The 25,695-nt window shown below is 70.0% G+C and carries 23 protein-coding genes and 2 pseudogenes; 16 read left to right on the top strand and 9 right to left on the bottom strand.

Going from position 1 to position 25,695, the window contains the following annotated elements:
• Positions 1-42 precede the first annotated feature (42 nt).
• Complete coding sequence (locus tag ACIQI8_RS36295) at positions 43-585, top strand: EF-hand domain-containing protein (RefSeq protein WP_402360397.1); 543 nt, start codon at positions 43-45, stop codon at positions 583-585.
• A 149-nt stretch (positions 586-734) separates the two neighbouring features.
• On the opposite strand, the gene ACIQI8_RS36300 is transcribed toward ACIQI8_RS36295, so the two are convergent.
• Together ACIQI8_RS36300 and ACIQI8_RS36305 are read right to left on the bottom strand one after the other, a co-directional pair.
• On the bottom strand, positions 735-1,286 hold the full coding sequence (locus ACIQI8_RS36300) for a hypothetical protein (RefSeq protein ID WP_402360400.1): 552 nt from the start codon (positions 1,284-1,286) through the stop codon (positions 735-737).
• Between the two features lie 27 nt (positions 1,287-1,313).
• Positions 1,314-2,156: pseudogene (locus ACIQI8_RS36305) on the bottom strand (RHS repeat-associated core domain-containing protein); the annotation flags it as partial.
• 24 nt (positions 2,157-2,180) lie between these two features.
• On the opposite strand from ACIQI8_RS36305, the pseudogene ACIQI8_RS36310 reads away from it, so the two are divergent.
• Positions 2,181-2,285 (top strand): annotated as a pseudogene (locus tag ACIQI8_RS36310) (IS5/IS1182 family transposase); the annotation flags it as partial.
• 61 nt (positions 2,286-2,346) lie between these two features.
• Here the strand turns inward: ACIQI8_RS36310 and ACIQI8_RS36315 are convergent.
• Positions 2,347-2,769, bottom strand: a complete 423-nt coding sequence (locus ACIQI8_RS36315; RefSeq protein WP_402360403.1) for a secondary thiamine-phosphate synthase enzyme YjbQ — start codon at positions 2,767-2,769, stop codon at positions 2,347-2,349.
• Between the two features lie 121 nt (positions 2,770-2,890).
• Here ACIQI8_RS36315 and ACIQI8_RS36320 point away from each other — a divergent pair, with 121 nt between their 5' ends.
• The 6 genes from ACIQI8_RS36320 (at position 2,891) to ACIQI8_RS36345 (ending at position 8,352) form a co-directional block, all read left to right on the top strand.
• Positions 2,891-2,974 carry a putative leader peptide gene (locus tag ACIQI8_RS36320; RefSeq protein WP_402361345.1) on the top strand — a complete coding sequence of 28 codons (84 nt, stop codon included), beginning with the start codon at positions 2,891-2,893 and terminating at the stop codon, positions 2,972-2,974.
• 252 nt (positions 2,975-3,226) lie between these two features.
• On the top strand, positions 3,227-4,129 hold the full coding sequence (locus tag ACIQI8_RS36325) for an ABC transporter permease (protein ID WP_402360406.1): 903 nt from the start codon (positions 3,227-3,229) through the stop codon (positions 4,127-4,129).
• Positions 4,102-4,848 carry an ABC transporter ATP-binding protein gene (locus ACIQI8_RS36330; protein WP_402360409.1) on the top strand — a complete coding sequence of 249 codons (747 nt, stop codon included), beginning with the start codon at positions 4,102-4,104 and terminating at the stop codon, positions 4,846-4,848. The genes ACIQI8_RS36325 and ACIQI8_RS36330 overlap by 28 nt, the downstream gene beginning before the upstream one ends.
• A 105-nt stretch (positions 4,849-4,953) precedes the next feature.
• The gene (locus tag ACIQI8_RS36335) at positions 4,954-5,979 is read left to right on the top strand and encodes an ABC transporter substrate-binding protein (protein WP_402360412.1); all 1,026 of its coding nucleotides are present in this window, start codon (positions 4,954-4,956) and stop codon (positions 5,977-5,979) included.
• Position 5,980: 1 nt separating this feature from the next.
• Positions 5,981-7,129 carry an LLM class flavin-dependent oxidoreductase gene (locus ACIQI8_RS36340; RefSeq protein ID WP_402360415.1) on the top strand — a complete coding sequence of 383 codons (1,149 nt, stop codon included), beginning with the start codon at positions 5,981-5,983 and terminating at the stop codon, positions 7,127-7,129.
• A gap of 92 nt (positions 7,130-7,221) precedes the next feature.
• On the top strand, positions 7,222-8,352 hold the full coding sequence (locus tag ACIQI8_RS36345) for an NAD(P)-binding domain-containing protein (protein ID WP_402360418.1): 1,131 nt from the start codon (positions 7,222-7,224) through the stop codon (positions 8,350-8,352).
• A gap of 12 nt (positions 8,353-8,364) precedes the next feature.
• On the opposite strand, the gene mltG is transcribed toward ACIQI8_RS36345, so the two are convergent.
• Together mltG and ACIQI8_RS36355 are read right to left on the bottom strand one after the other, a co-directional pair.
• Positions 8,365-9,222, bottom strand: coding sequence for an endolytic transglycosylase MltG (gene mltG, locus ACIQI8_RS36350; protein ID WP_402360421.1), 858 nt, complete (start codon positions 9,220-9,222; stop codon positions 8,365-8,367).
• A gap of 43 nt (positions 9,223-9,265) precedes the next feature.
• A complete protein-coding gene (locus ACIQI8_RS36355) occupies positions 9,266-11,068 on the bottom strand; it encodes an ABC transporter ATP-binding protein (RefSeq protein ID WP_402360425.1) in 1,803 nt (600 codons plus the stop codon).
• A 93-nt stretch (positions 11,069-11,161) separates the two neighbouring features.
• Between ACIQI8_RS36355 and ACIQI8_RS36360 the strand changes: the two genes are divergently transcribed.
• The gene (locus tag ACIQI8_RS36360) at positions 11,162-11,611 is read left to right on the top strand and encodes a MarR family winged helix-turn-helix transcriptional regulator (protein WP_402360428.1); all 450 of its coding nucleotides are present in this window, start codon (positions 11,162-11,164) and stop codon (positions 11,609-11,611) included.
• 79 nt (positions 11,612-11,690) lie between these two features.
• Here the strand turns inward: ACIQI8_RS36360 and ACIQI8_RS36365 are convergent, their stop codons facing one another.
• Positions 11,691-13,067 carry a cation:dicarboxylate symporter family transporter gene (locus ACIQI8_RS36365; RefSeq protein ID WP_402360431.1) on the bottom strand — a complete coding sequence of 459 codons (1,377 nt, stop codon included), beginning with the start codon at positions 13,065-13,067 and terminating at the stop codon, positions 11,691-11,693.
• Positions 13,068-13,236: 169 nt separating this feature from the next.
• Positions 13,237-14,871: a peptide-N4-asparagine amidase gene (locus ACIQI8_RS36370; protein ID WP_402360434.1), complete on the bottom strand. Its 1,635-nt coding sequence runs from the start codon at positions 14,869-14,871 to the stop codon at positions 13,237-13,239.
• 211 nt (positions 14,872-15,082) lie between these two features.
• Here ACIQI8_RS36370 and ACIQI8_RS36375 point away from each other — a divergent pair, with 211 nt between their 5' ends.
• The 5 genes from ACIQI8_RS36375 to ACIQI8_RS36395 all read left to right on the top strand — a co-directional run bounded on the left by ACIQI8_RS36375 (position 15,083) and on the right by ACIQI8_RS36395 (position 20,346).
• Positions 15,083-16,906: an ABC transporter ATP-binding protein gene (locus tag ACIQI8_RS36375; RefSeq protein WP_402360438.1), complete on the top strand. Its 1,824-nt coding sequence runs from the start codon at positions 15,083-15,085 to the stop codon at positions 16,904-16,906.
• Complete coding sequence (locus ACIQI8_RS36380; protein ID WP_402360441.1) at positions 16,903-18,684, top strand: ABC transporter ATP-binding protein; 1,782 nt, start codon at positions 16,903-16,905, stop codon at positions 18,682-18,684. The genes ACIQI8_RS36375 and ACIQI8_RS36380 overlap by 4 nt, the downstream gene beginning before the upstream one ends.
• Positions 18,685-18,888: 204 nt before the next feature.
• Positions 18,889-19,359: a DUF5709 domain-containing protein gene (locus ACIQI8_RS36385; protein ID WP_402360444.1), complete on the top strand. Its 471-nt coding sequence runs from the start codon at positions 18,889-18,891 to the stop codon at positions 19,357-19,359.
• 33 nt (positions 19,360-19,392) lie between these two features.
• On the top strand, positions 19,393-19,659 hold the full coding sequence (locus ACIQI8_RS36390; protein ID WP_280878890.1) for a type B 50S ribosomal protein L31: 267 nt from the start codon (positions 19,393-19,395) through the stop codon (positions 19,657-19,659).
• A 189-nt stretch (positions 19,660-19,848) separates the two neighbouring features.
• The gene (locus ACIQI8_RS36395; protein WP_402360447.1) at positions 19,849-20,346 is read left to right on the top strand and encodes a carboxymuconolactone decarboxylase family protein; all 498 of its coding nucleotides are present in this window, start codon (positions 19,849-19,851) and stop codon (positions 20,344-20,346) included.
• Positions 20,347-20,408: 62 nt separating this feature from the next.
• Here ACIQI8_RS36395 and ACIQI8_RS36400 read toward each other — a convergent pair whose 3' ends face one another.
• On the bottom strand, positions 20,409-21,203 hold the full coding sequence (locus tag ACIQI8_RS36400; protein ID WP_402360450.1) for a metal-dependent hydrolase: 795 nt from the start codon (positions 21,201-21,203) through the stop codon (positions 20,409-20,411).
• A gap of 145 nt (positions 21,204-21,348) precedes the next feature.
• Between ACIQI8_RS36400 and ACIQI8_RS36405 the strand changes: the two genes are divergently transcribed.
• Both ACIQI8_RS36405 and ACIQI8_RS36410 read left to right on the top strand, forming a co-directional pair.
• On the top strand, positions 21,349-23,862 hold the full coding sequence (locus ACIQI8_RS36405; protein WP_402360453.1) for a DEAD/DEAH box helicase: 2,514 nt from the start codon (positions 21,349-21,351) through the stop codon (positions 23,860-23,862).
• Positions 23,863-23,899: 37 nt separating this feature from the next.
• A complete protein-coding gene (locus ACIQI8_RS36410; protein WP_124000761.1) occupies positions 23,900-24,766 on the top strand; it encodes an acyl-CoA thioesterase II in 867 nt (288 codons plus the stop codon).
• A gap of 1 nt (position 24,767) precedes the next feature.
• Here ACIQI8_RS36410 and ACIQI8_RS36415 read toward each other — a convergent pair whose 3' ends face one another.
• Positions 24,768-25,655 (bottom strand): DUF6397 family protein, encoded by an 888-nt coding sequence (locus ACIQI8_RS36415; RefSeq protein WP_402360457.1) that lies wholly within the window; start codon positions 25,653-25,655, stop codon positions 24,768-24,770.
• Positions 25,656-25,695 lie beyond the last annotated feature (40 nt).

A 25,695-nucleotide genomic window follows, 5' to 3' on the forward strand; every position in this document is an offset into this window, starting at 1 on the left:
CAGCATGTCCCCAGTACCGCGAGTGAAGTAAGGAGACATGTGATGTCCAGCGAGTTCCAGCGGACCAAGCTCCAGGCCATGTTCGAGGCGTTCGACGCGGACGGCAACGGCTATCTGGAGGAGGCGGACTTCGTGGCCCTGGCGGACCGCTGGGGCCGGCTGCCGCGAGTGAGAGAGGGATCGGAACTCGCGGCGCGTGTGGATGGCGTGCTGAAGGGCTGGTGGCAGCACTTGTCAAAGACCGTGGACACGGACCGGGACGGCCGGATCGACATGGACGACCTCCTCGCCATGGTGGACCTGCTGCCGACCATCCCCGAGGCCGTCACCGCCACCGCCGACACCATCTTCGACGCGGTCGACGAGAACGCCGACGGACGCATCTCGCGCGGCGAGCACCAGCGTCTCGTCGACACCTGGCACGGGCGGCCCGTGGAGACCGGCGGCGCCTTCGACCGGCTCGACCAGGACGCCGACGGCTACCTCAGCCGCCCCGAGTTCGCCGCACTGTGGACCCAGTTCTGGACCAGCGACGACCCTGCCGAACCCGGCAACCTGATGTGTGGCCCGATCGACGCCGGGTGAGGCACCGGCGACGACCGTCCAGACCCGGCCACGGCGGGCCTCCTGCCAGGTGAGCTGCATACGCGACCGGACATCACACCGGCAGTCGCCCACGCAAAGCCTCATCGAAGGTCCGCGACTGTGGCGCCCGTGTTCCTCTCCTATGGTCCTCAGCCGACCACCATCCAGACGGCACCGCCTGCCGCCACGGCCACGCACAGGACCAGCGCTGCGTCAGCGACGGGCATCAGGGTCCAGCGGACGGCCACGTCCCCGGCGTCTGCTTCGGCGCGGCGCACCGTGTGCTCCGTACGGAGCCAGTCGTTGATCTTCCGTGCCGCCTCGCCGCTCGTGCCCCGCAAACGGTCGACGACGGAGCCACCGAACGCGAAGACCCGAATGTCCTGGCCGCCGTCGAGACGCACCACTAGCGTGCCGTCGTCACCGACCGCCCCCGCACGGATCCTCGATACCGGGACGGCATGGGTGCGCAGGGGGTTGACCACCAGCAGCTCGGTCTCCCGCAGGACGACCTTGCAGTTCGCGATCCTCCCGAGGATCGCCGCGATGGCCAGGTATACCGGAATGCCCTGCCACCCGTCACGGAATCCGTGCACCGAGGTGACGTGATACACCGCCGCGACCATGCCGATCCCGAGGCCGACGACGGCCACCCCTGAAAAGGCCAGCCAAGAACTCCGCCTCAGTACGACTGCATTCATCGCCGTTTCCATGTTGTTCTCCAGGTCTCAGCAAACATGCTTACGGACAGCAGCGGGGCTCGCGGCACCGGCTCCGCAGAATGACGCCGAAATGCCGACGTTGAGGCTCACATTGGCATAGGTGGCGCCCCAGTCGACCACGTGACGGTAGCCATGGATGGTGACGTTCTCGTCCTGGAAAACGGTCTTGACGCGAATACGGCTCATAATGGCGGACTCCGACCAGGAACCTCCGAGCACCCTTGCCGCAGCCCCTCCGGCAAGGGTCCAGGCGAGGCTTCGGCCCGCCTGGCCGAAGTCCCACTTGCCAGTGGTCACGCCGTCACCCGCGAAAGTCGCTCCCACGATGACCAGGCCCAGGCCGGTGCACAGGCCCGCCGAGACCACAAGGCATGCGCCGAAGCCAGCGGCGGGCAGAACCCTGTTCTTCCATCCGTCCCATGTGCCGAAGGTCTGCTTGGTCCAGTTCCAGGACTTCGACCACCAGGACCGGTGCGGCTGCGGTTTAGGCGCGGGCGGGGTGTAGCCGCTGTCGGTGACCGGGTTGCTGTAGTGGCTGCTGATGGAGGCCGCCGTGCCCTTGGAGACCACCGTGCCCCGACGGTAGTCGGCAAGCCCGGTTTTCGAGTCGTAGCCGACCTCTTTTTGTACTTTCTTCGAGCAGTTCGCCAGATCGTACTGGCAGGAGTTGGGGCGCGAGCCGATCTCCTCGCCGGTTGGGTCGGACAACGTGACGGGGTTGTCCGAGGCGTAGGCGTAGCCGCCGAGTTCCTGCGGGCTGTCGTCCTCGAAGACGGGGTCGAGGCTGACGAAGCGGCCGAGTACGGGGGCAAATTCCCGGGCGCCGACGTCAGTGAGGCCGGTGATGGTGTCGGTGGTCTTGTTGAGGAAGGTGCGGTTGCCAGACGCGGCACCCTCTACGGCACCGAACTGGGCACCTACCGGTAGGTCGTGGAGAGGAGTTTCGCGTGGCTGCACGGCTTCCGACGTCTGCGGATCCCTTCTCCTGTTCCGCATACCAGGTACGGGGAATGAAGGACCACCCCCAGGATGATCTTGTCTACCCCAGGAAGCTCAATCGCACGTGACGGTTGGTATTGGAGATGTTGGTGTCCACCAAACACACCGACTGCCAAGTCCCCAACTCCAACCGCCCGCCCACCACCGGCAGCGTCGCATGCGGCGGCACGAACGCCGGGAGGACGTGGTCGCGGCCGTGGCCCGGGGTGCCGTGGCGGTGTTGCCAGCGGTCGTCGGCCGGGAGAAGGGTGTGGAGGGCGGCGAGGAGGTCGTCGTCGCTGCCTGCGCCCGTTTCGATGACCGCGATCCCGGCCGTGGCGTGCGGGACGAAAACGTTGAGGAGGCCGTCGCGGCCCGCGGCCGCCTCCCTCAGGAACGCCTCGCAGTCGCTCGTGAGATCGACGACCCGTTCCCTCGAACCCGTGGTGATGTTCAGGACTCGCGTGGTGAAGGCATCTGACATGCCCCCATCCTGACCCATACGCCCGGTTGGACACATGAGGGGACGACCGCCGGTTGATACGAGGGGTCCAGTCCGCGAGACGCCATTGACCGTGACCCGACGATCTGACTACTTTCGCCGCATGTTGCGTTCAGTTCTGCTCACCACGCGCGGTCACATCGACCTGCTGCGGGTGGCCTCCGCCGCGTGTTGTCGCGGCCGCTGACGCCTTTTCCCCACACCCTGGCATGTCGGCCCCGGCGTTCCATGCCTACGCCTTGATGCCTTGACGCCTTCCGGCTCTCGCCGACCGCCTTTGGGGCTCGTACGCCGACCGTCCCGCACGCCCACTGATCCGCGCTGATCCGTATTGATCCGTACTGATCCGTACTGATCGACGACGATCAGCGCCGGTTCAGCCGGTGTGGCGGCATCGAGACCCACCCCCACCGGCCGCTCTCCTCCCCGTGGAGCTTCCATGAGCATCAGCCACGCGCCACCCGGCGCCTCCGAACCCGATATATCTCCTATATCCGTAGAGAAGGACGGCGTGGTCGGCGGTGGTCCGGGCGCAGCCCTCGACCTCGTTCCCATCGCCCCCGCCTCCTCCCGAGGCACCCGCGTCCCGCGCTGGCTGCGCCGGACCTCCGGGCCCGTTCTGCTGCTCGCGCTGTGGCAACTCCTCAGCAGCACAGGGGTGTTGACCTCCGACGTGCTCGCGTCTCCGGGGCGGATCGCACACGTCGCCGGGGATCTGATCGGCAACGGGTCGCTGACCTCGGCGATGGGCACCTCGCTCCAGCGCGTGGCGTTCGGGCTGCTGTTCGGGACCCTCATCGGTACCGGACTCGCCCTGGTCTCCGGGCTGTTCAGGATCGGCGAGGATCTGGTGGACGCGCCGGTGCAGATGCTGCGGACCGTGCCGTTCGTCGGTCTCATCCCGCTGTTCATCATCTGGTTCGGCATCGGCGAGGCCCCGAAGGTCGCCATCATCACGCTCGGCGTGACCTTCCCGCTCTACCTGAACGTGTACGCCGGCATTCGCGGCGTGGACTCCCAACTCATCGAGGCAGGCGAGTCGTTGGGACTGTCCCGGTGGGGACTGGTCCGACACGTCGTACTGCCGGGGGCACTGCCGGGCGCGCTCACCGGGCTGCGCTACTCCCTCGGTATCGCCTGGCTCGCCCTCGTCTTCGCCGAGCAGATCAACGCGGACGCGGGCATCGGCTTCCTCATGGTGCAGGCACGGGACTTCCTGCAGACCGACGTGATCGTGGTCTGCCTGATCGTCTACGCCTTCCTCGGTCTGCTGGCCGACTTCATCGTCCGCTCCCTCGAAAAGGTGCTGCTGCAATGGCGACCGACGTTCACCGGCCGGTGAGCCCCACCGTCACGCACGCCGTCCAGGTCGAGGGGCTGACCCGGTCCTTCGACGGCCGTGCCGTCATCGACGACCTCCGACTCGACGTCCGGCCGGGCGAGTTCGTCGCCCTGCTCGGTCGCAGCGGCTGCGGCAAGTCCACGCTGCTGCGCATCCTCGCCGGCCTCGACCGGGACATCCAGGGCACGGTCCTCGTGCCGCGCCGCAGGGCCGTCGCCTTCCAGGCGCCTCGCCTGATGCCGTGGAAGAAGGTCTGGCGCAACGTACTGCTCGGACTGCCCGGCAAGCCGACCCGCTCCGTCGCCGAACAGGCTCTCACCGAGGTCGGCCTGAGCCACCGCTCCGACGCCTGGCCCAAGACCCTGTCCGGCGGTGAGGCCCAACGCGCCTCCCTGGCACGGGCTTTGGTTCGCGAACCCGATCTCCTCCTGCTCGACGAGCCGTTCGGCGCGCTCGACGCGCTGACCCGCATCAAGGCCCAGCAACTGGTCGGCGAGTTGTGGCAACGGCGCGGCTGCGCGGTCCTGTTGGTCACGCACGACGTCGAGGAGGCCGTCCTGCTCGCCGACCGCGTCCTGGTGATGGACGACGGCGTCATCGCACACGAGCAGCAGATCGACCTCGACCGCCCGCGCGACATCACCGACCCCCGGTTCGCCGAACTCCGCGCCGGCCTGCTGGAACGGCTCGGCGTCGACACCGCCGCGCAAGCCGCCTGAACTCCCCCAGTCCCCGTCCCGCCTGAACTGCCGGCACCCACACCCCAGCCCCCATCCCACCTGCCTTCCCCACACCCACACCCCAGTTGAACGGAACGGACCTCCATGCGACGTCGCCTCGTCCCCGCCGCACTGCTTCTCCCCTTCGCCCTCCTGCTCACCGCCTGCGGTGGGAGTTCGTCCGCCAGCACGGGGACCGACACCGACGGCACCGGCTCCGTCACGCTCAACGTCGGTGACCAGAAGGGTGGTTCGGAGGCCATCCTGCGGGCTGCCGGGGAGCTCAAGAACCTCAAGTACAAGATCAAGTGGTCCACCTTCACCTCCGGCCCGCCGCTCCTGGAGGCCGTCAACGCCAAGGCCGTCGACATCGGCGGCGTCGGAAACACCCCGCCGGTCTTCGCGGCCGGCGCCGGCTCGAAGATCTCGGTGGTGGCCGCCTGGCACGGCACGTCCGAGGGCGACGCCATCCTCGTACCGGACGGCTCGAAGCTGACCAAACCCCAGGAGCTGAAGGGGAAGTCGATCGCGGTGGCGCAGGGTTCGTCCGCGCACTACCAGTTGGTGGCCTCCCTCAAGGCGGCCGGGCTGAGCCTGAGCGACGTGAAGGTCAAGTACCTCCAACCGGCCGACGCGCTGGCCGCGTTCACGTCCGGCAAGGTGGACGCGTGGGCCGTGTGGGACCCGTACACCTCTCAGGTTCTGCAGGCCAAGCAGGGGCGCGTCCTGACCACCGGGCAGGGCGTGACCAACGGGCTGACCTTCCAGGTGGCGGCGCCGAGCGCCCTCGGGAACAAGGAGAAGGCGGCCGCGATCAAGGACTATCTGGCGCGCCTCGACCGGGCCACGGAGTGGGTCCACAGCCACCAGGAGGAGTGGGCCAAGGTGTGGGCGAAGGACACCGGGCTGCCCTACGAGACCGCGCTCGCCTCGGTGAAGCGCACCAACTCCACGCGGGTGACGGTCGCTGTCGACAAGGGAGTTGTGGCCTCGGAGCAGGAAATCGCCGACACCTTCACCGAGTTGAAGCTCATCCCGAAGAAGGTCGACTTCGCCGACTTCGTGGACACGCGCTACAACGGCGACCTGCCCCCGTCCTCCACTCCGGCCCGTACCTCCGGGGGTTCGTGACATGTCGGTCCATCTGCACTGGTTCCTGCCGACGGGCGGTGACGGCCGTACGCTCGTCGACCGGCACGCCTACGGGTCCAACCAGGCCGGCTCCCCGGTCCGTGGGGTGCGCCCGCCCGACATCGAGTACCTCGCCCAAATCGCCAAGGCCGCCGAGCAGTTGGGCTTCGAAGCGGTGCTGACGCCGACCGGCACCTGGTGCGAGGACGCCTGGCTGACGACCGTGGCGCTCGCCCAGCACACCAGGCGGCTCAAGTTCCTCGTCGCGTTCAGGCCGGGGCTGATCTCGCCAACGCTCGCCGCGCAGATGGCGGCGACCTATCAACGGGTCACCCGTGGGCGGTTGCTGCTGAACGTCGTCACCGGCGGCGACTCGGTCGAGCAGCGGCGCTTCGGCGACCGGCTCGACCACGACCGGCGGTACGCACGGACGGACGAGTTCCTGTCCGTCGTACGCGGGGTGTGGCGGGGACAGCCGTATGACTTCGAAGGCGAGCACTACCAGGTCGAGGGCGGGCTCACCGCGCTGCCGCCCGACCCGTTGCCGCAGATCTTCTTCGGCGGGTCCTCCCCCGCCGCCGGGCCGGTAGCCGCGCGGCACTCCGACGTGTATCTGACCTGGGGCGAGCCGCCCGCGCAGGTCAAGGAGAAGATCGACTGGATCCGGTCGCTGGCCGAGCGGGAGGGCCGGACCGTGCGCTTCGGGGTGCGGCTGCACACCATCTCGCGCGACTCCTCCGCCGAGGCGTGGGCGACGGCGAACCGGCTGCTCGACGACCTCGACGCGGACACGATCGCCGCAGCGCAGACCGCGCTCGGCCGCAGTGAGTCGGTGGGCCAGCAGCGGATGCTCGCCCTGCACGGCGGCTCGCGCGGCGAGCTGGAGATCCACCCGAACCTGTGGGCCGGGGTGGGTCTGGTGCGCGGCGGCGCGGGGACCGCGCTGGTCGGCAGCCATGCGGAGGTGGCCGACCTGATCGAGGAGTACCACGCGCTGGGCGTCGAACACTTCGTCCTCTCCGGGTATCCGCACCTGGAGGAGGCGTACTGGTTCGGCGAGGGCGTGATCCCCGAGCTGTCGGCGCGCGGGCTGCTGGAGGCCACCGTCGTCGGCGGCGCCGCGCCCCTCCTGGTCGCCGGCGGGCGGTGAGCCGACAGGCCTGGTAGCGCCGGCGGGAAGCGAACCGCGGAGCCCCGCACGGGACCGGGAAGATCGGTGGCCTCACCACGGTTGGTAGAAACGTGAACAACACGCGTGAGGTCGAGGTCGTCGTCATAGGCGCCGGGCAGGCGGGTCTGTCCAGCGCCTATCACCTGCGCCGCACCGGCTTCGAGCCGGAGCGCGACTTCGTGGTGCTCGACCACGCCCCCGCCCCGGGCGGCGCCTGGCAGTTCCGCTGGCCCTCACTGACGTACGGCAAGGTGCACGGCATGCACTCCCTGCCGGGCATGGAACTCACGGACGCCGACCCGGCGCGCCCTTCCGCGGAGGTCGTCGCGGAGTACTTCGCCGCCTACGAGCGCGCCTTCGATCTGCGGGTACGACGTCCGGTGGACGTCCATGCCGTGCGTGCGGGGGTCGGCGGGCGGCTGCTCGTGGAGACCTCGGACGGCACCTGGTCGACGCGTGCGCTGATCAACGCGACCGGCACCTGGGACCGGCCGTTCTGGCCGCGCTACAAGGGCCAGGAGACCTTCCGCGGGCGGCAGTTGCACACCGCGCAGTACCGCGGCCCCGAGGAGTTCGCCGGGCAGCGGGTCATCGTGGTGGGCGGCGGCGCCTCCGGAACCCAGCACCTGTTGGAGCTCGCCCCGTACGCGGCCGCCACCACCTGGGTCACCCGGCGTCCGCCCGTCTTCCGCGAGGGCCCCTTCAACGAGGACCTGGGCCGGGCGGCCGTCGCGCTGGTCGAGGAGCGCGTGCGGCAGGGGCTGCCGCCGAAGAGTGTCGTGTCGGTGACCGGGCTGCCGCTCAACGACGCGATCCGGCAGGGCATCGACGACGGTGTCCTGGACCGGCAGCCCATGTTCGACCGCATCACGCCCGAGGGCGTGGAGTGGAACGACGGACACCGCCTGGCCGCCGACGTGATCCTGTGGGCCACCGGATTCCGCGCCGCCATCGACCACCTGGCACCCCTGCGGCTGCGCGAGGCGGGCGGCGGCATCCGGGTCGAGGGCACCCGCGCGGTCGCCGACGCACGCATCCACCTGGTCGGCTACGGCCCCTCGGCCAGCACCATCGGCGCCAACCGGGCCGGCCGCGCGGCCGTCCGGGACATCAGGCGGCTGCTGGCCGAAACGCCGGGCGAACCGACCCTGCCGAGCGGACCCGCCGAGTCGGTCGCGTCTGCCGAGTCGGCCGCCGCGTGATGCCCCGCCCGGTCACCTCGCAGGCCCGGCCTGCGCGCTCGCCCCGCTCTTCTGCTCGGCGTTGAACTCCGCGACATTGCGCTGGTGCTCCGCGAAGTCGGCGGTGAAGCGCGTGTCGCCGGGCTTGACCGTGACGAAGTACAGCCAGTCGCCCGGCGTCGGGCTGATGGCCGCGCGCATGGCGTCCTCGCCCGGGTTGTCGATCGGCGTGGGCGGCAGGCCCATGCGCATGTACGAGTTGTAGGGGTTGTCGATCCGTGTGTCGTCGTTGGTCGTACGCAGCGTCGAGCGGTTCAGTGCGTAGTTGAGCGTGGAGTCCATCTGCAGCGGCATCCCCCGCTCCAGCCGGTTGAAGACGACCCGGGCCACCTTGCCCATGTCCGCCTTCGTGGCCGCCTCGGCCTGGACGATGCTCGCGATGGTGACCGCCTGGTAGACGTTCATCGAGTTGCGCTGGGCGCCCGCGGCGATGGGCGCCCCGTTGAACTTCTTGTTGGCCGTGTCGACCATGTACGACAGCAGGGACTCCGGGGTCGCCTTCTCGGCCAGCGGATACGTCGCCGGGAAGAGGTAACCCTCGGGGTTGCCCTCCGCGTCGTTCGGCAGCTTGAGGTTCGCCTTGGCGAGGGACTTCTTGGCGCTGCCGGGCGGCAGGGTGAGGGCCTTGTCGACGGCGTCGTAGATCTGGCCGGCGCGCCAGCCCTCCGGGATGACCAGCGCGGTGGGCTTGGACGAATCCCCCTCGCTGTCCAGGCTGAGCAACGGCACCGCCACGGCGGTGCCGGCCACGACGGCACCGGTCGCGATGAGGACGAGCCGGCCCCTGCGCGTCAGTCGAATCGTTCTCCGTGGCGGAGTGTTCAGGTACATGCGGGCACGGTAACCCGCATATCGTCACAAACCCGGCATATTTTCAGCTTGTCGGTTCCAGTTGGGCATCCCGGCGTACGAGGGCCGCGTACCGTCCGTCCAGTTCCAGCAGCTCCTCGTGGGTGCCCCGCTCGGCCACGTGCCCGGAGTCGAGGACCACGATCTGGTCGGCGTCGCGGACGGTGGACAGTCGGTGCGCGATGGTGAGCGTCGTGCGGTTGGCCGACAGCGCGTCGATGGCCTCCTGCACGGCATGTTCGGTGCGGGTGTCCAGGGCGCTGGTCGCCTCGTCGAGGATCAGCACCGGCGGGTCGCGCAGGATCGTGCGGGCGATGGCCAGGCGCTGCTTCTCGCCGCCGGAGAAACGGTGTCCGCGCTCGCCCACGACGGTGTCGTACCCGTCGGGCAGACCCGCGATGTGCTCGTGGATCTGGGCCGCCCGGGCCGCCGCGTACAGCTCCTCGTCGGTGGCGTCGGGCTTGGCGAAGCGCAGGTTGTCGGCGACCGTCGCGTGGAAGAGGTACGTCTCCTGGGAGACGACGCCGACCGCGCGCGCGAGGGTGTCGAAGTCGAGGTCGCGGACGTCGACCCCGTCGAGGGTGACCCGGCCGCCCGTCACGTCGTACAGCCGCGGGACGAGATAGCCGAGCGTCGATTTTCCGGCGCCGGTCGGCCCGACGACCGCGAGGCTGCTGCCGGCGGGGACCGTGACGTCGATGTCGTCAAGGATCGGGGCGCCCTTGTCGTCGTAGCGGAACTCGACGTTCTCGAAGGCGACCTCGCCCTTGACGCGGTCGAGGTGGACGGGGTTGTCGCGCTCGGTGATGTCGATCGGCAGGTCGAGGTACTCGAAGATGCGCTGGAAGAGCGCGAGCGAGGTCTGGATCTGGACGCCGGTCGCCAGCAGGCTCACGGCCGGGCGGAACAGGCCCTGCTGGAGGGAGACGAAGGCGACGATGGTGCCGATGGAGATGTCCGGACCGCCCGACTGCAGGGCGAGACCGGCCGTCCAGTAGATGACCGCCGGCATCGCGGCCATGACGATCGTGATGACGGCCATGCGCCAGCGGCCGGCCATGTTGGAACGGACTTCGAGGTCGACCAGACCCTCGGACTCCTCCGAGAAGGCGCGGGTCAGCGAGTCGGAGCGGCCCATCGTGCGGCCGAGCAGGATGCCGCTGACCGACAGTGACTCGGTGACCGTGGCGGCCATCGCGGCCATCTGCTTCTGACGCTGGGTGGTGATCTTCTTGCGTTCGTTGCCGACGCGGCGGCTGATCCACACGAAGAACGGGAGCAGGACCAGGGAGACGGCGGTCAGCCGCCAGTCCAGGGCGACCATCGCGATGATCGTGGCGACCACGCTGGTCAGGTTGGAGACCAGGGACGTGGCCGTGGAGGTCACGGTGGCCTGCATGCCGCCGATGTCGTTGGCGATGCGGGACTGCACCTCGCCGGTGCGGGTGCGGGTGAAGAAGGCGAGCGACATGCGCTGCAGGCGGCCGTAGACCGCGGTGCGCAGGTCGTGCATGACGCGCTGGCCGACCGTCGTGGAGATGAGGGTCTGCAGCACGCCGAAGACGCTGGTGAGGACGGCGCTCAGGATCATGCCCAGGGCGAGCAGGCTGAGCAGCCCGGTGCGGCCCTGGGGGATGGCCACGTCCAGCGTCTCCTTGAGCAGGAACGGGGTGGCCACGGTGACCACGGACGCGGCACCGACCAGCACGCCGACGACGGCGAGCCGGGCTCGGTAGGGCTTGAAGAGTCGGAGGATTCGGCGCACCTGCCGGGGTTCGTCGGTCGAGGTGCCGGGGGCGGGGGTCCAGTTGATGTCGTCTCGGGGCATGGCTCCTACGGAGGGTGAGGTGGTGCGGACTGACGGAGCTTAGCTCATTGTTACCTATGCTCACAATGAACTTCATCCTGATATTGTTCCCGCATGACCACGCCAGATTCCGACGGGCTGCTCGCGGAGCAGTTGCTGCGGTTCACCCGCCGTGTGCACCGCATCCAGAAGCGGCACATCGAGCTGGCGGGACTGGGCGTCACCCCCGCTCAGTCCCGGCTGCTGCGCACACTGTCGCACTGGGGCTCGCCACCGCGCATGGCGGATCTCGCCGAGCGCCTGGAGGTGGTCCCGCGAGCGGTGACGACGCTGGTCGACGGCCTTGAGGCGAACGGCAAGGTGCGCCGGGTCCCCGATCCGACCAACCGCCGGGTGATCCGCATCGAGCTGACGGACGACGGCCGCGAGGCGCTGCGGGGCCTGCACAGGTCACGCAGGTCGGCGGCCGAGGAGATCCTCGCGCCGCTCACGAGCGAGCAACGCGAGGTGTTCGGTGGGCTGCTGGACACGTTGGTGGACGGGGCTCCGGGGCACGGCTGCTGAGAACGTACGGCGACGGGCCGGTGCCACCACTGCGTCCTGCTGAAGTGGTGGCACCGGCCCGTTGAGCCTTCATCCGTGTTCAGTTGGCTTCGGGCGCATTCTCCTTGGTGGCCTGAGCGGGGACCGTCACCACGTCAGCGAGGGGTGCCTCGTCCGTTTCGACCACGACCTCGCCCTCCAGCACCCTCTTCGCCCGCTCCACGTCCAGCGCCCCCTCCCAGCGGGACACCGCGAAGACGGCGACGCAGTTGCCGAGCAGGTTCGTGACGACGCGCATCGAGTCCATGATGCGGTCCACGCCGAGCAGCAGGGCGACCGCACCGGCCGGGATCGCGCCCAGCGAGGAGGCGGTGGCGGACAGGGCGAGGAAGGCGGACCCGGGGATGCCCGCCATGCCCTTGCTGGTCAGCATCAGGACGAGGACGACGGTGATCTGGTCGCTCAGGCTGAGATCGACACCCACGGCCTGCGCGATGAACAGCGTGCCGATGGAGAGGTAGAGCGAGGCACCGTCGAGATTGAAGGAGTAGCCGGTGGGCAGCACCAGGCCCACGGCGTCGTCGCGGGCGCCCGCCTTGCGCAGCTTCTGCATCACGCGCGGCAGGACTGCCTCGGTGGACGCGGTGCCGAGCGCGAGCAGCATCTCCTCGCGGATGTAGCGCAGGAACTTCCAGAGGCTGAGCCCGGTGACCATGCGCAGAGCGACGGCGAGCAGCACGACGAACACCGCGGCGGCGACGTAGCACAGGATGATCAGCTTGGCGTAGGTCTCGATCACGCCGAGCCCGTACTGGCCGATCAGGACGGCCATCGCGCCGAACACGGCGATCGGGGCGAGGCGCATCACGAAGCCGACGATCGCGAAGATGATCTCCTGGGCCTGCTCGATGGCGGGCAGCACCTGCGGCACCTTGGTACGGCCGAGGTGGAGCAGCGCGGCGCCCACGAGGCAGGCCAGGACGAGGACTTGGAGGAGGGAGTTCTCGGCGAAGGCGCCGATGAAACTGGTGGGCAGGGCGTTCAGCACGAACTCGGTCGTGGAGGGCAGCGAGCCCCCGCCCGTCTTCGCGTCGACCGCCGAGGCGTCCAGCGTCGAGGGGTCGACGTGCATCCCCGAGCCGGGCTGGACGACGTTGGCGGCGACCAGCCCGATGATCAGGGCGAGCGTGCTCGCGACCTCGAACCAGATCAGGGCCTTGAGCCCGATCCGCCCGAACGCCTTCAGGTCACCGGCCTTGGCGATGCCGACGACGACCACGCAGAACACCAGCGGCGAGATGATCGTCTTGATCAGCCGAGTGAAGCCGTCGCCGAGCGGCTGGAGATCCGTGGCCACGTCGGGCCACAACTTCCCGACGGTGATGCCGAGTACGAGCGCGCAGGCGACCTGCGCGAAAAGAGAGGTACGCAATATGCGTGCGACGCGTCGCGGCAGGGACGGGACGGACGGCGGCACGGGCACTCCTTGTGGGGGACGTCTGCCCGCAGAAGTCCGGGGCGACTTCTGCGATACGGAAAGCGGCTTCCGTGACGATCACCTTCAGGGTTTCGTAGATCCCGCCGGAAACCTCCGTGTTGCAGACACGTAAATCACGTCCCGTGTGACGCGTCGCACACAACTGCCCTCAGCAGCGGTCGCGTTCCTCCGTGAGCACCCCCTGCACGGTGGTCAGCGAGCGGTCGTAGCAGCCGTCGGATCCGTACAGCCGGTAGCGCTCGCTCGTCGTGCCGACCGCGTGCCGCTGGTCACGGGGCACGCCCGTGAGATAGGTGGCGTCGCCGGTGTAGGTGTCGTCGAACCGCGACCACGCGGTACGCCGGCCACCCCGCGACTCGACCACCGAGGCGCGGTCACCCATGGTGAGCACGGTCCGCAGCCGGGCGTCGTCTCCGACGCTGGTCGTGCCGTTCATCGTGTACGTCCGTCGCGTGTGCGTCGTGCGGGCCGGCCCGCGCCCGTCGACGGTGACCGACTCGTCGTCGGACCAGGTCGCGTCGAGGCCGTCGACGTTCTCGCCGTCGGTCCAGTGATGCGCGGAGGTGTTGGCGAGGGTGCGTCGGACGGTGGTCGTGACGCGGCCGTGCGAGGTGTCGACGTAGCCGGCGACGGTCAGCCGGTGGCCGCCGTCGGTGTCCACGCGCTGCGGTGAACCGGGCGTGTACGTCGAGGAGTTGGCGAGGTCACCGACTTGGTGCGTGGTGACCTTGCCGGTGACGTGCGCGCGCTTGGCGTCCTGCCAGACGAGGACGTTGACGGGCGTGCTCCAGCCACTCTGCCCTTCCGGTACGCCGACGACGGAGACCTCGACGCGGTGCGGGCGGCCGTCGTTGAGGAGACCGGCGTAGGGCGTCAGGTCGTATTCGATCGGCTTGACGTCGAAGGCGCGCGGGCCCGGAACGACGTACCAGAGGAAGGGATTCGACCAGCCGCCGGTCCACACGGTCGGGAACGGGGCGGCGATTCCGGCGAGTTGGCCGTCCACCTTGATCTGCACCTCGCGGTATGGACCGCCGTCGGCCTGGCAGGAGTAGGGGGCGGAGCCGGGCACGCTGAGGTACCAGAACTCCTCGCAGCCGCCGCCCGATCCGGTGGCGTACACCTCGGCGAGGATGCGCTCGCTGTTGCGCGGGGTGGTGAGGGTGTTGCCCTCGCCGAGGGTGAGGACCTTGTCGGGGGTCGTGGCGGGGCGGCCCGCGTAGAAGGTGAGGGTGACCTTGACGTCGAGGACGCCGGTGTACGTGTCGTCGACGACGTTCCCGATGAGCATCTCGACGTCCTGGGCGCGACGGAAGGTGTCGCTGTAGCGCGTGACGTCCTTCTCCACGGACCACGTGATGCCGTCGGGCGAGGGCTCGGGGGTCGACGTACGGAGCACCTCGACCCCGCCGACGTGCACATAGCCGAGCCGGTCGTACTGCCGTCCGGCGACCTTGCCGTCCAGGCGCAGCACCACCTTGCTCCAGCGGTCGCCGCAGCCGGCGGGCGGTGTGTAGGTGCCCCGGTAGGGGGTGAAGTCGCGGAACTGCGCCTCGGCGAGGGTGACTTGGCAGGACGTGCCGGAAGGCTTCTCGATGGGCGGGACCGCGGTGACCGGGTCGTGCCAGTCGGAGCCGAACTCCGCGGGAACGTCCACGGGTTGGGAGCGCGCTTCGGTGGACCGGCCCTGGGTCTGGGCCGATTGAGCGGGCGCCGCCCCGAGCAGGGCGCTCGCCACGAGGGTCGCTCCGGCGAGCATGGACATGATGATCCGTCTCTTCATGGCCGGTGTTCTACGGGGAGTCGGCACTATCTGGCAATGACGCCTCCGGCGAGGAGATACAGGGCAGGCCGGAAGGCGCCGGTTCTGTGTGGGCTACGTGGAAAACCGGTTGCCTACGACCACGCAGTGACGCGAACCTTTCACGGTTTGCTGTCGCCGCTCGCGGCCCCCTCTCCCCTCCCTGACACGAGCCACTGGGACCTCATCCGTCATGCAGATCCAAGACCTTCCCTATGCCGACCCGGGCACGCCGGACGCGCGCTCGGGCCCCCGATTCCTGTGGTGGCTGGGCCGGAATCAGCTGGGCGGACAGTTCAAGGCCCTTGCCTGGGGGCTGTTGCACTTCATGTGCGTCTCCGCGCTGCCGTTCTGCGTGGGCCTCTCCATTCAGGCCGTGGTGGACCGCTCCGGCACCCACCTGGCGCTGGCGGGCGGGTTGTTGGCGCTGTGCGGGATCGGCGTCGCGCTCGGCGACACCTTCCTGCACCGGACCGCCGTCACCAACTGGATCACCGCTGCCGCCCGCGTCCAGCAGCTCCTCGCCCGCAAGGCCTCCCAGCTGGGCTCGGCACTGACCCGGCGGGTCGCGGCCGGCGAGGTGGTGGCCGTGTCGACCGGTGACGTCGAGAAGATCGGCTGGTTCGTGGAGGCCGTCTCCCGGTTCACCGCGGCGGCCCTCACCGCCGTCCTGGTCTGTGTCGCCCTGGTCGTCTACCAGCCGGCGCTGGGAGTGCTCGTCGCCGCCGGTCTGCCGGTGGTGGCACTGGCGGTCCTGCCGCTGCTGCCACGGGCCACCCGCCGGGCCGACTTCCAGCGCGAGAAGGCGGGCCGGGCCACCGAACTCGCCTCCGACACCGTCGCCGGACTGCGCGTGCTGCGCGGCATCGGCGGCGAGAACCTGTTTCTCGACCGCTACCGCCGCGCCTCCCAGGAGGTCCGCCGGGCCGCCGTGCGCAGTGCCCGTATGTGGTCCCTGATCGCCGCGATCCAGGTGCTGCTGCCGGGCGCGCTGATGATCGCGGTCGTCTGGTACGGCGTCCATCTGGCCCGCCAGGGCCGGATCACCATCGGCGAACTGGTCACCGTCTACAGCTCGGTGATGGTCCTGAGCTACCCGCTCCAGCACTTTCACGAGATCGCCATGGCGTACTCCTTCTCGCGTCCCTCCGCCAAGCGGGCCGCGCGCGTGCTGTCGCTGGAACGGACCACGGACGCCGACGGCGTACGCGAGGCGGACCCGCCGGCCGGCGATCTGTACGACCCGGCCACCGGTCTGCTGGCCCCCACCGGCCGGCTCACCGCCGTGGTGTGCGGCGACCCGGACGCGGCCGGCCTGCTCGCCGAGCGGCTGGGCGGACACCCCGCCGAGGAGGGCACGTCCGTCCTGCTGGGCGGTGTCCCCCTCGACGAGCTGCCTCTGACCACCGCCCGGACCGCCGTGCTCGTCCAGGACAAGGACCCGGTGCTGCTGTCCGGTTCGCTGCGCGAGCTGCTCGACGTGCCGGCGTCCGGTGCTGTCACCGCGGCCGACGCGCTGACCGCCGCCCAGTGCGGGGACGTGCTTGAGGCCCTCGCCCAGGGGTCGCTGGACGCGCAGGATCCGATGGACACGCGGATCACCGAACGCGGGCGGTCGCTGTCCGGCGGGCAACGGCAGCGGCTCGCCCTGGCCCGGTCGCTGATCACCGACCCAGAAGTGCTCGTCCTGGACGAGCCGACCTCGGCCGTCGACTCGCACACCGAGGCGCGGATCGCCGAGGGGCTGCGTGGACTGCGGGCGGGGCGGACGACGGTGGTGTTCACCTCGTCGCCGCTGCTCCTGGACCACGCGGACCGGGTCGTGCTGGTGCACGAGGGCGAGGTCGCCGCGGTCGGCGTCCACCGCGACCTGGTGCACACCGAGCCGCGGTACCGGGCGGTGGTGACCCGGGAGACCGAGGAAGAGGCCGCCCTGACCGGCGTGCTCGATGAAGAGGGAGCGGCCGCCCTGACCGGGGTGCTGAAGGAACTGGAAGAAATCGAGGAGACAGCATGATCGGCGTGGCGCCACCGGCCTACGACCCGGCGGCCCCGACCACGGCGAACACCCTGCCGGTCGGCGCCCCCGCGACCGTACGCGCCTACGTGGCCGAACTGTTCCGACGGCACCGCCGTGCCTTCCTGATCCTGATCACGGTCAACACGGTGTCCGTGATCGCCTCGTTGGTCGGCCCCTGGCTGCTCGGCGATCTCGTACAGCGCGTGTCGGACGGTGCGCGGGAGCTCCATATGCCGTTCACCGTCACGCTGTTCGTGCTCGCGCTGGTCGTCCAGGCCGTGTTCGTGCGCGAGGTGCGGCTGCGCGGGGCGATGCTCGGCGAGCGGATGCTGGCCGACCTGCGCGAGGACTTCCTGGTGCGGTCGGTCGGGCTGCCGCCGGGTGTCCTGGAGCGAGCGGGAACGGGCGACCTGCTGTCCCGGATCACGACGGACGTGGACCGGCTGGCCAACGCGATGCGCGAGGCCGTGCCGCAGCTGTCGATCGGTGTGGTGTGGGTGGTGCTGCTGATCGGCGGGCTCGTCGTCACGGTGCCGCCGCTCGCGCCCGCCGTGCTGATCGCCGTACCGCTGCTGGTGATCGGCTGCCGCTGGTACTTCAAGCGGGCGCCGTCCGGCTACCGCTCGGAGGCCGCGGGGTACGCGGCCGTGGCCGCCGCCCTCGCCGAGACGGTCGACGCAGGACGCACCGTCGAGGCCCAGCGCCTCGGCGCCCGTCGCGTCGAACTGTCCGAGCGCCGGGTCCAGGAGTGGACGGCGTGGGAGCGCTACACGCTGTGGCTGCGGTCGGTGCTCTTCCCTGTCATCAACCTCACCCATGTGACGGTGCTCGCCTCGGTCCTGATGATCGGCGGCGTGTTCGTCCTGCACGGCTGGATCGACGTCGGCCAGTTGACCACGGGGGCGCTCATCGCGCAGATGCTCGTGGACCCGGTGAACCTGATCCTGCGCTGGTACGACGAGCTCCAGGTGGCTCAGGTGTCGCTGGCCCGCCTCGTCGGCGTGCGAGAGGTCGAGCCGGACGCCGGTGAGGATTCGCCGGCGCCGGACGGGCGTGACGTGCACGCGGACCGGGTGCACTTCGGCTACCGCGAGGGCGTGGACGTCCTGCGCAAGGTGTCCCTGGAGGTCGCGCCCGGCACCCGCCTCGCGCTGGTCGGGCCGTCGGGCGCGGGCAAGTCCACGCTGGGCAGGCTGCTCGCCGGCATCTACGCGCCCCGGGAAGGTCACGTCACCCTCGGCGGCGCCGAGCTCTCCCGGATGCCGGCCGAGCGGGTCCGCTCGCACGTGGCCCTCGTCAACCAGGAGCACCACGTCTTCGTGGGCTCCCTGCGCGACAACCTGCTGCTCGCCCGGACCGGCGCCGAGGACGCCGAGCTGTGGGCGGCGCTCGGCGCCGTCGACGCGGACGCCTGGGCAGGGGCGCTGGACGAGGGACTGGACACGGAGGTCGGCTCGGGCGGGCTCACGCTCACGCCGGCCCAGGCGCAGCAGATCGCGCTGGCCCGACTGGTGCTCGCCGATCCGCACACGCTGGTCCTGGACGAGGCGACGTCCCTGCTCGACCCGCGTGCGGCCCGCCACCTGGAGCGGTCTCTGGCCCGCGTCCTGGACGGTCGCACCGTCGTCGCCATCGCCCACCGGCTGCACACCGCCCACGACGCGGACGTCATCGCTGTGGTGGAGGACGGCCGGATCAGCGAGCTCGGCAGCCATGACGAGCTGGTCGCCGCGGATGGTGCGTACGCGGCGCTGTGGCGGTCCTGGCACGGGTGAGGTGACGGGCTGAGGCGGGGGTGAACTCGTGAGCCGGGACCCGATCCCGGACCCCGGTCGGGCCCGCAGTCCGGCGGCCTCGTCGCCCTGTGCCGTTGCGCGCTCCCGAAAGGGGGTGGAAGGCTGGGCACCGGTACCGGTTCGCGCCGCGTACCGGCGACCCGCAGCCCACCGCGGGCCTGTCCCCATCACCTGGAGGTACCCGTGACCAGCGCCGACGGATGGGGAGACGACGTCTACCAGCCCCTCGGATCCGAGATCCAGGAGGACTCGGGCCTGCTCGACCCGGAGGACACCCTGGACAGCGACGGTGTCGACGACCCGCTCGACCGCGGCTGGTCCCCGCCGGAGCGGCCGTGGGCGGTGGAGCACGAGGGTGTGACGGCGGCCGAGGGACAGCGCGGGGAGACGCTGGACCAGCGGCTCGCCGAGGAGATCCCCGACCTCGGCGCCTACGACGGCGACGGCCTCGGCGACTCCGACGACTCGGACGGGGAACTCCTGGACAACGAGGTCGGCGACTTCCGCTCCGGCCGCCTCGTGGCGCCCGACGAAGGCGCGCACGAGGACGAGGAGAGCGCGCTGATCGCCACGGACGTGGGGATCGACGGCGCCGCGGCCTCCGCCGAGGAAGCCGCCATGCACATCGTCGACGAGGACACCCTGTCCGGCTGAACTGTCGCCTGGCCGACCTGCCGAGGAGCACGCATGCAGAACGACAAGCAGCCCGACTACCACCCGGTCGTCTTCCGCGACCGCGCCGCCGGCTACGCCTTCCTCACCCGCTCCACCGCGACCAGCGAGCAGACCATCGAGTGGGACGACGGCGAGACCTACCCGGTCGTGGACGTGGAAATCTCCTCCGAGAGCCACCCGTTCTACACGGGCAAGGCGCGGACCGTGGACACCGAGGGCCGCATCGCCCAGTTCGAGCGGCGCTACGGCGGCGGAACCGGCCAGGGTTCCACCGGCTGAGGTTCGAGCGGCTGAGGTTCCACCGCCTGCACCGGCCCGCGGCGCCGCCGCACGGCCGACCGGAGATCCATGGCGTTCGGCGGTCACACCCGGGCCTCGGCATCCGTCAGTACGACAGAAGCACTTCGCACCCACCGAAGCTGCTTCCGCCCGTACCGAAGATGTCGAGGATCCGGAGAACCGAACGCCATGACCACACAGAACACCCTGACCACCGAGTCGCGCCTGCCCAACCCGCTCAAGACCGTCCCGGAGCTGGCACCGGTCGCCGAAGCCCTGTTCAAGGCCGTCGGCAACGGCTCGGTGCCGCAGACCACGGTCAGCCTGATCCATCTGCGCCTGGGCCAGCTGGTCGGCAACACCTACCTGACCGTCATGCACACCGGCGCCCTGCGCAGGGCCGGCGAGTCCGAGGAGCGGATCACGGCCGTGTCGTCCTGGCACGACGCGCCGTATTTCACGGACGCCGAGCGTGCCGCGCTCGCGCTGATCGAGGCCGTCCTCACTCCGAACCCGCACGGTGAGCGTGTCTCCGCGGACCTCTACGCGCGGGTGTCCGAGCACTACGACGAGAAGGCCCTGACCACGTTGACGTTCGCGATCGGCCAGGGGCTGTTCTTCCTCCCCCTCGCCACTATCGGCCGGCCGCTGCCCGGGGTGGCGCCCAGCGAGCAGTGGCGGGACTGACGGCCGGGGACCTTCAGGGGTGAGGGCACGACCGCCGTGCCCCGCCCGGAGGGGCCCGCCCCTCAGATGAAGTTCAGCGCCGCCGCGCAGCCCACTCCGCCGAGCAGCATGAACACCGGCATGAGCACCTTCAGCTCGACCCAGCTGCCGGCCCGGAAGCGCATGATCTTCGGCGGGCCGATCGGGTACCAGCGCTTGCGACCGATCGGGATCGGCCACAGGACCGGGCAACCGGAGACCGTCAGCGCGTCGCCGATGTCGTGCACGAGCGCGCCCAGCACGATCGGCAGCCCGAGCCACAGGTACTCCTGGCCGGGAGCCGTGAAGAGCCAGTCCGCGCCGTTGCCCGGCTTGTCCAGGACACCGGCCAGGATCCACGCACTGGTCGCCGCGAGCAGCCAGACCAGGACGTCGCTGCTGGAGCCCCGGGCCGCCCGCCACAGCAGACCTTCGATGGCCAGCACCATGTGGACGAAGAGGAGGGCGAGGACGGCCCAGCGGCCACCCACGATGGCCAGGCCCGACGCTCCCGCCCCGATGGCAACCGCCCACAGCCAGGTGTGCGTGAGGGTGCGGTGGCCGCCGGAGCGGCGCGGGTCGCCCTGTTTCCTGGTCGCCTTGTAGACGGCGTAGGAGAGCTTGTCCACGATCCCGCACAGCCCGCGCGAGATGGGACCGAAAGCTCGGGAGATGGTCGCGGCCTTGTGGTCCAGGTCGGGGGCGAGCGCGGCGCCGGCGCAGATCAGGGCGCCGACCAGGAGGACCGGCCAGGGCATCGTGTGTCCGGCCGCGGCGGCCGCGGCTCCGACGCCGAGCCAGGCCGCGGCGCCCGACAGTGAGTGTGCTGGTCCCATCATGGCCGCTGCCCGCCCCATTCCTCGTGTACCGCTGTCCAGTTGACCGAGTTCGCTGACGCTCCGTCGGCGACACAGCGTATAGGTCGTGATCTTCGGGCGGACATCCGATTCCCCCCTGAGGGAGGAGGCCAGGCAAGATGGGTCCGTGACCCTCATCGATCAGCTCCCTGCGACCGCCGACCCCGACGCCCTCTACGAAGCCTTCGAGTCGTGGGCCCAGGAACGCGGTATCACGCTCTACTCCCATCAGGAGGAGGCGCTGATCGAGGTGGTCTCCGGTGCGAACGTGATCGTGTCGACGCCGACCGGCTCCGGCAAGAGCATGATCGCGGCGGGCGCGCACTTCGCCGCGCTGGCCCGGGACGAGGTCACCTTCTACACGGCTCCGATCAAGGCGCTCGTCTCGGAGAAGTTCTTCGAGCTGTGCAAGATGTTCGGCACCGAGAACGTCGGCATGCTGACCGGCGACGCCTCCGTCAACGCCGACGCGCCCGTCATCTGCTGCACCGCCGAGGTGCTCGCCTCGATCGCGCTGCGCGACGGCAAGGGCGCGGACGTCGGCCAGGTCGTCATGGACGAGTTCCACTTCTACGCGGAGGGGGACCGCGGCTGGGCCTGGCAGATCCCGATCCTGGAGCTGCCCCAGGCGCAGTTCATCCTGATGTCCGCCACGCTCGGCGACGTCTCGATGTTCGAGGAGGACCTCACCCGGCGCACCGGCCGCCCGACCTCGGTGGTCCGCTCGGCGACCCGGCCCGTGCCGCTGTCCTACGAGTACCGCCTCACCCCGCTCACCGACACCCTCACCGAACTCCTGGAGACCAGGCAGGCCCCGGTCTACATCGTCCACTTCACCCAGGCGCAGGCCGTGGAGCGGGCGCAGGCGCTGATGAGCATCAACATGTGCACGCGCGAGGAGAAGGACCAGATCGCCGAGCTGATCGGCAACTTCCGCTTCACCACCAAGTTCGGCCGCAACCTCTCCCGCTACGTCCGGCACGGCATCGGCGTCCACCACGCCGGCATGCTGCCCAAGTACCGGCGCCTGGTGGAGAAGCTCGCGCAGGCGGGTCTCCTCAAGGTCATCTGCGGTACGGACACACTCGGCGTGGGCGTGAACGTCCCCATCCGCACAGTGCTGTTCACCGCCCTGGCCAAGTACGACGGCAATCGCGTCCGCACCCTGCGCGCCCGTGAGTTCCACCAGATCGCGGGTCGTGCCGGTCGGGCCGGCTTCGACACGGCGGGCTTCGTCGTCGCACAGGCTCCCGAGCACGTCATCGAGAACGAGAAGGCGCTCGCCAAGGCGGGCGACGACCCGAAGAAGCGCCGCAAGGTGGTCCGCAAGAAGGCGCCCGAGGGCTTCGTCGGGTGGACGGAGAGCACCTTCGAGAAGCTCATCACCTCCGAGCCGGAGCCGCTGACCTCCCGCTTCCGGGTGACGCACACGATGCTGCTGTCGGTGATCGCCCGTCCGGGCAACGCCTTCGACGCGATGCGCCATCTGCTGGAGGACAACCACGAGCCGCGCAAGCAGCAACTGCGGCACATCCGGCGCGCGATCGCCATCTACCGTTCGCTGCTGGACGGCGGCATCGTCGAGAAGCTCGACAAGCCGGACGCCTCCGGCCGCATCGTCCGCCTCACCGTGGACCTCCAGCAGGACTTCGCCCTCAACCAGCCGCTGTCCACGTTCGCGCTCGCCGCGTTCGAGCTCCTGGACCCGGAATCGCCGTCCTACGCCCTGGACATGGTGTCCGTCGTCGAGTCCACCCTGGACGACCCGCGGCAGATCCTCGCCGCCCAGCAGAACAAGGCGAAGGGCGAGGCCGTCGCCTTGATGAAGGCGGACGGCGTCGAGTACGAGGAGCGCATGGAGCGGCTCCAGGACATCTCGTACCCGAAGCCTCTGGAGGAGCTGCTCTTCCACGCCTACGACACCTACCGCAAGAGTCACCCGTGGGTGGGCGATCATCCGCTGTCGCCGAAGTCCGTCATCCGTGACATGTACGAACGGGCCATGTCCTTCACGGAGTTGGTGTCCCACTACGAGCTGGCCCGCACCGAGGGCATCGTGCTGCGCTACCTCGCGAGCGCGTACAAGGCGCTGGACCACAACATCCCGGACGACCTCAAGTCCGAGGATCTGCAGGACCTGATCGAGTGGCTCGGCGAGATGGTCCGCCAGGTCGACTCCAGCCTGCTCGACGAGTGGGAGCAGCTCGCCAATCCGGAAGTGATGACCGCGGAGGAGGCCCAGGAGAAGGCCGACGAGGTCAAGCCCGTCACGGCCAACGCGCGCGCCTTCCGCGTCCTGGTCCGCAACGCCATGTTCCGCCGCGTTGAGCTCGCCGCCCTCGACCACGTCGACGAACTGGGCGAGTTGGACGGCGACCACGGCTGGGACGCGGACGCCTGGGGCGAGGCGATGGACAAGTACTGGGACGAGTACGACGACCTCGGCACCGGTCCCGACGCACGCGGCCCCAAGCTCCTCGTGATCAAGGAGGAGCCGCAGAACGGCCTCTGGCGCGTCCGCCAGATCTTCGACGACCCGAACGACGACCACGACTGGGGCATCAGCGCGGAGATCGACCTCGCGGCCTCCGACGCGGAGGGCCAAGCGGTCGTCCGTGTCACCGACGTCGGTCAGCTGTGAGCCGTCGGACAGCCGTGAGCCAAGGAGAACTCCCCGCATGACGAACCCGGCCGAGAGACTGGTCGACCTGCTCGACCTGGAGCAGATCGAGGTCAACATCTTCCGTGGCCGCAGCCCACAGGAGTCCCTGCAGCGGGTCTTCGGCGGCCAGGTGGCGGGCCAGGCGATGGTCGCCGCCGGCCGCACCACGGACGGAGACCGTCCGGTGCACTCACTGCACGCGTACTTCCTGCGCCCGGGCCGGCCGGGCGTGCCGATCGTGTACGAGGTCGAACGGGTGCGGGACGGCAGGTCGTTCACGACCCGCCGGGTCACCGCCGTGCAGCAGGGCCGCACGATCTTCAATCTCACCGCCTCCTTTCACAAGCCTGAGGAAGGACCCTTCGAGCACCAGCTGCCGCCCGCCCGCAAGGTCCCGGACCCGGAGTCCCTGCCGACCGTCGCGGAGGAGGTACGGGCCCATCTGGGCGCGCTGCCCGAGCAGTTGGAGCGGATGGCGCGCCGCCAGCCCTTCGACATCCGCTATGTGGACCGACTGCGCTGGAGCGCCGAGGACCTGAAGGGCGCAGAAGCGCGCAGCGCCGTGTGGATGCGCGCGGTCGGGCCGCTGGGCGACGACCCGCTCGTGCACACCTGCGCGCTCACCTACGCCAGTGACATGACCCTCCTGGACGCCGTCCGCATCCCGGTCGAACCCCTGTGGGGGCCACGGAGCTTCGACATGGCGTCGCTGGACCACGCCATGTGGTTCCACCGGCCGTTCCGCGCGGACGAGTGGTTCCTGTACGACCAGGAGTCGCCGATCGCCACGGGTGGACGGGGTCTGGCCCGTGGGCGGATCTACGACACCGAGGGGCGGCTGTTGGTGTCCGTGGTCCAGGAAGGGCTGTTCAGGGCGCTGTAGTTCACGGGTTTCTGCGCAGCAAGCGGTTCAGCAGGCCACGGGATCGCTCCGGCTCCTGGTCAGCGGGGTTATTCGGCGCCGCCCGCACTCCCGTCGGACTCGATGCCGGTCGCGGTGCCGGGTGGTCCAGGCGGGCCTCGCTCACCGCCTGTGCGAGATCGGCGCGCAGCCAGCCGATCTCGTCCGGATGGTCCGCCGTCATGATCCTCTCCGCGAGCTGTGCCGAGGGCGAGCCGGGTGCGCCGTGCGCCACCGGCCGGGGCCGGAAGCGGCCCAGATGGGAGCGCTCGTAGGGATCCTGGACGATCTCCGCGACCTGGACGGGATCGAGCAGGGACGCCACGGCCGCCGCGCGGGCCCACGGGTGGCCGTCGGCCTGCCGGAGCAGGAAGCCGAGGTGCCGTCCCCGCCAGTTCCGGGCCCGCAGATCCAGCCCCGCCTCCAACTGCTCGCGCAGCCCGGACGGCGTCGTCCCGGTGAGCAGACCCGTGCTAGCCGCGTCGTCGGCGAACTGCCGCAGTTCCTCGGCCAGATACAGCCAGACCACGGCCCGGTAGCGGTTGAGATAGAAGGTCACCGGCACGACCACGCCCAGCCTGGCCAGTCGGGTGAACCTGGCGGGTGTCACCTCCAGCAGGTCCGCCCCCTGCTTCGTGCCCACCGTTTCGACGCGCTTCCGCAGCGCCTCGGGATAGCCCTCCTCGCTGCGCAGCCGCTCGATCTCGGTGCGGGATACCCGCCGGCCTCCGCCCCCTTCGTCGGGCACGGTCCTGACGCAGCCGAGGTGTACCGCGAGGTCGAACTCTCCTCGCTTGAGCTCCAGTTCCCTGGCCGCGCGACTCGGCGCGAAGGACAGGGACTGCGGTTTCGTGACGGTGTTGCCTGACATGCTCGTCTCCCCCGTGGAGTGCGGGGCCCGCGCCGTCCGC

Source organism: Streptomyces sp. NPDC092369, assembly GCF_044755245.1.
In the GTDB taxonomy this organism is placed as follows: domain Bacteria; phylum Actinomycetota; class Actinomycetes; order Streptomycetales; family Streptomycetaceae; genus Streptomyces.

What these genes read in the sequence shown, in the direction of transcription:
- ACIQI8_RS36415 (WP_402360457.1), bottom strand. Translation starts at nt 25,655, where the DNA reads ATGTCAGGCAACACCGTCACGAAACCGCAGTCCCTGTCCTTCGCGCCG.
- ACIQI8_RS36340 (WP_402360415.1), top strand. Translation starts at nt 5,981, where the DNA reads ATGTCGGTCCATCTGCACTGGTTCCTGCCGACGGGCGGTGACGGCCGT.
- ACIQI8_RS36375 (WP_402360438.1), top strand. Translation starts at nt 15,083, where the DNA reads ATGCAGATCCAAGACCTTCCCTATGCCGACCCGGGCACGCCGGACGCG.
- ACIQI8_RS36325 (WP_402360406.1), top strand. Translation starts at nt 3,227, where the DNA reads ATGAGCATCAGCCACGCGCCACCCGGCGCCTCCGAACCCGATATATCT.
- mltG (WP_402360421.1), bottom strand. Translation starts at nt 9,222, where the DNA reads ATGTACCTGAACACTCCGCCACGGAGAACGATTCGACTGACGCGCAGG.
- ACIQI8_RS36395 (WP_402360447.1), top strand. Translation starts at nt 19,849, where the DNA reads ATGACCACACAGAACACCCTGACCACCGAGTCGCGCCTGCCCAACCCG.
- ACIQI8_RS36360 (WP_402360428.1), top strand. Translation starts at nt 11,162, where the DNA reads ATGACCACGCCAGATTCCGACGGGCTGCTCGCGGAGCAGTTGCTGCGG.
- ACIQI8_RS36355 (WP_402360425.1), bottom strand. Translation starts at nt 11,068, where the DNA reads ATGCCCCGAGACGACATCAACTGGACCCCCGCCCCCGGCACCTCGACC.
- ACIQI8_RS36390 (WP_280878890.1), top strand. Translation starts at nt 19,393, where the DNA reads ATGCAGAACGACAAGCAGCCCGACTACCACCCGGTCGTCTTCCGCGAC.
- ACIQI8_RS36370 (WP_402360434.1), bottom strand. Translation starts at nt 14,871, where the DNA reads ATGAAGAGACGGATCATCATGTCCATGCTCGCCGGAGCGACCCTCGTG.
- ACIQI8_RS36330 (WP_402360409.1), top strand. Translation starts at nt 4,102, where the DNA reads ATGGCGACCGACGTTCACCGGCCGGTGAGCCCCACCGTCACGCACGCC.
- ACIQI8_RS36400 (WP_402360450.1), bottom strand. Translation starts at nt 21,203, where the DNA reads ATGATGGGACCAGCACACTCACTGTCGGGCGCCGCGGCCTGGCTCGGC.
- ACIQI8_RS36320 (WP_402361345.1), top strand. Translation starts at nt 2,891, where the DNA reads ATGTTGCGTTCAGTTCTGCTCACCACGCGCGGTCACATCGACCTGCTG.
- ACIQI8_RS36315 (WP_402360403.1), bottom strand. Translation starts at nt 2,769, where the DNA reads ATGTCAGATGCCTTCACCACGCGAGTCCTGAACATCACCACGGGTTCG.
- ACIQI8_RS36410 (WP_124000761.1), top strand. Translation starts at nt 23,900, where the DNA reads ATGACGAACCCGGCCGAGAGACTGGTCGACCTGCTCGACCTGGAGCAG.
- ACIQI8_RS36295 (WP_402360397.1), top strand. Translation starts at nt 43, where the DNA reads ATGTCCAGCGAGTTCCAGCGGACCAAGCTCCAGGCCATGTTCGAGGCG.
- ACIQI8_RS36335 (WP_402360412.1), top strand. Translation starts at nt 4,954, where the DNA reads ATGCGACGTCGCCTCGTCCCCGCCGCACTGCTTCTCCCCTTCGCCCTC.
- ACIQI8_RS36300 (WP_402360400.1), bottom strand. Translation starts at nt 1,286, where the DNA reads ATGAATGCAGTCGTACTGAGGCGGAGTTCTTGGCTGGCCTTTTCAGGG.
- ACIQI8_RS36380 (WP_402360441.1), top strand. Translation starts at nt 16,903, where the DNA reads ATGATCGGCGTGGCGCCACCGGCCTACGACCCGGCGGCCCCGACCACG.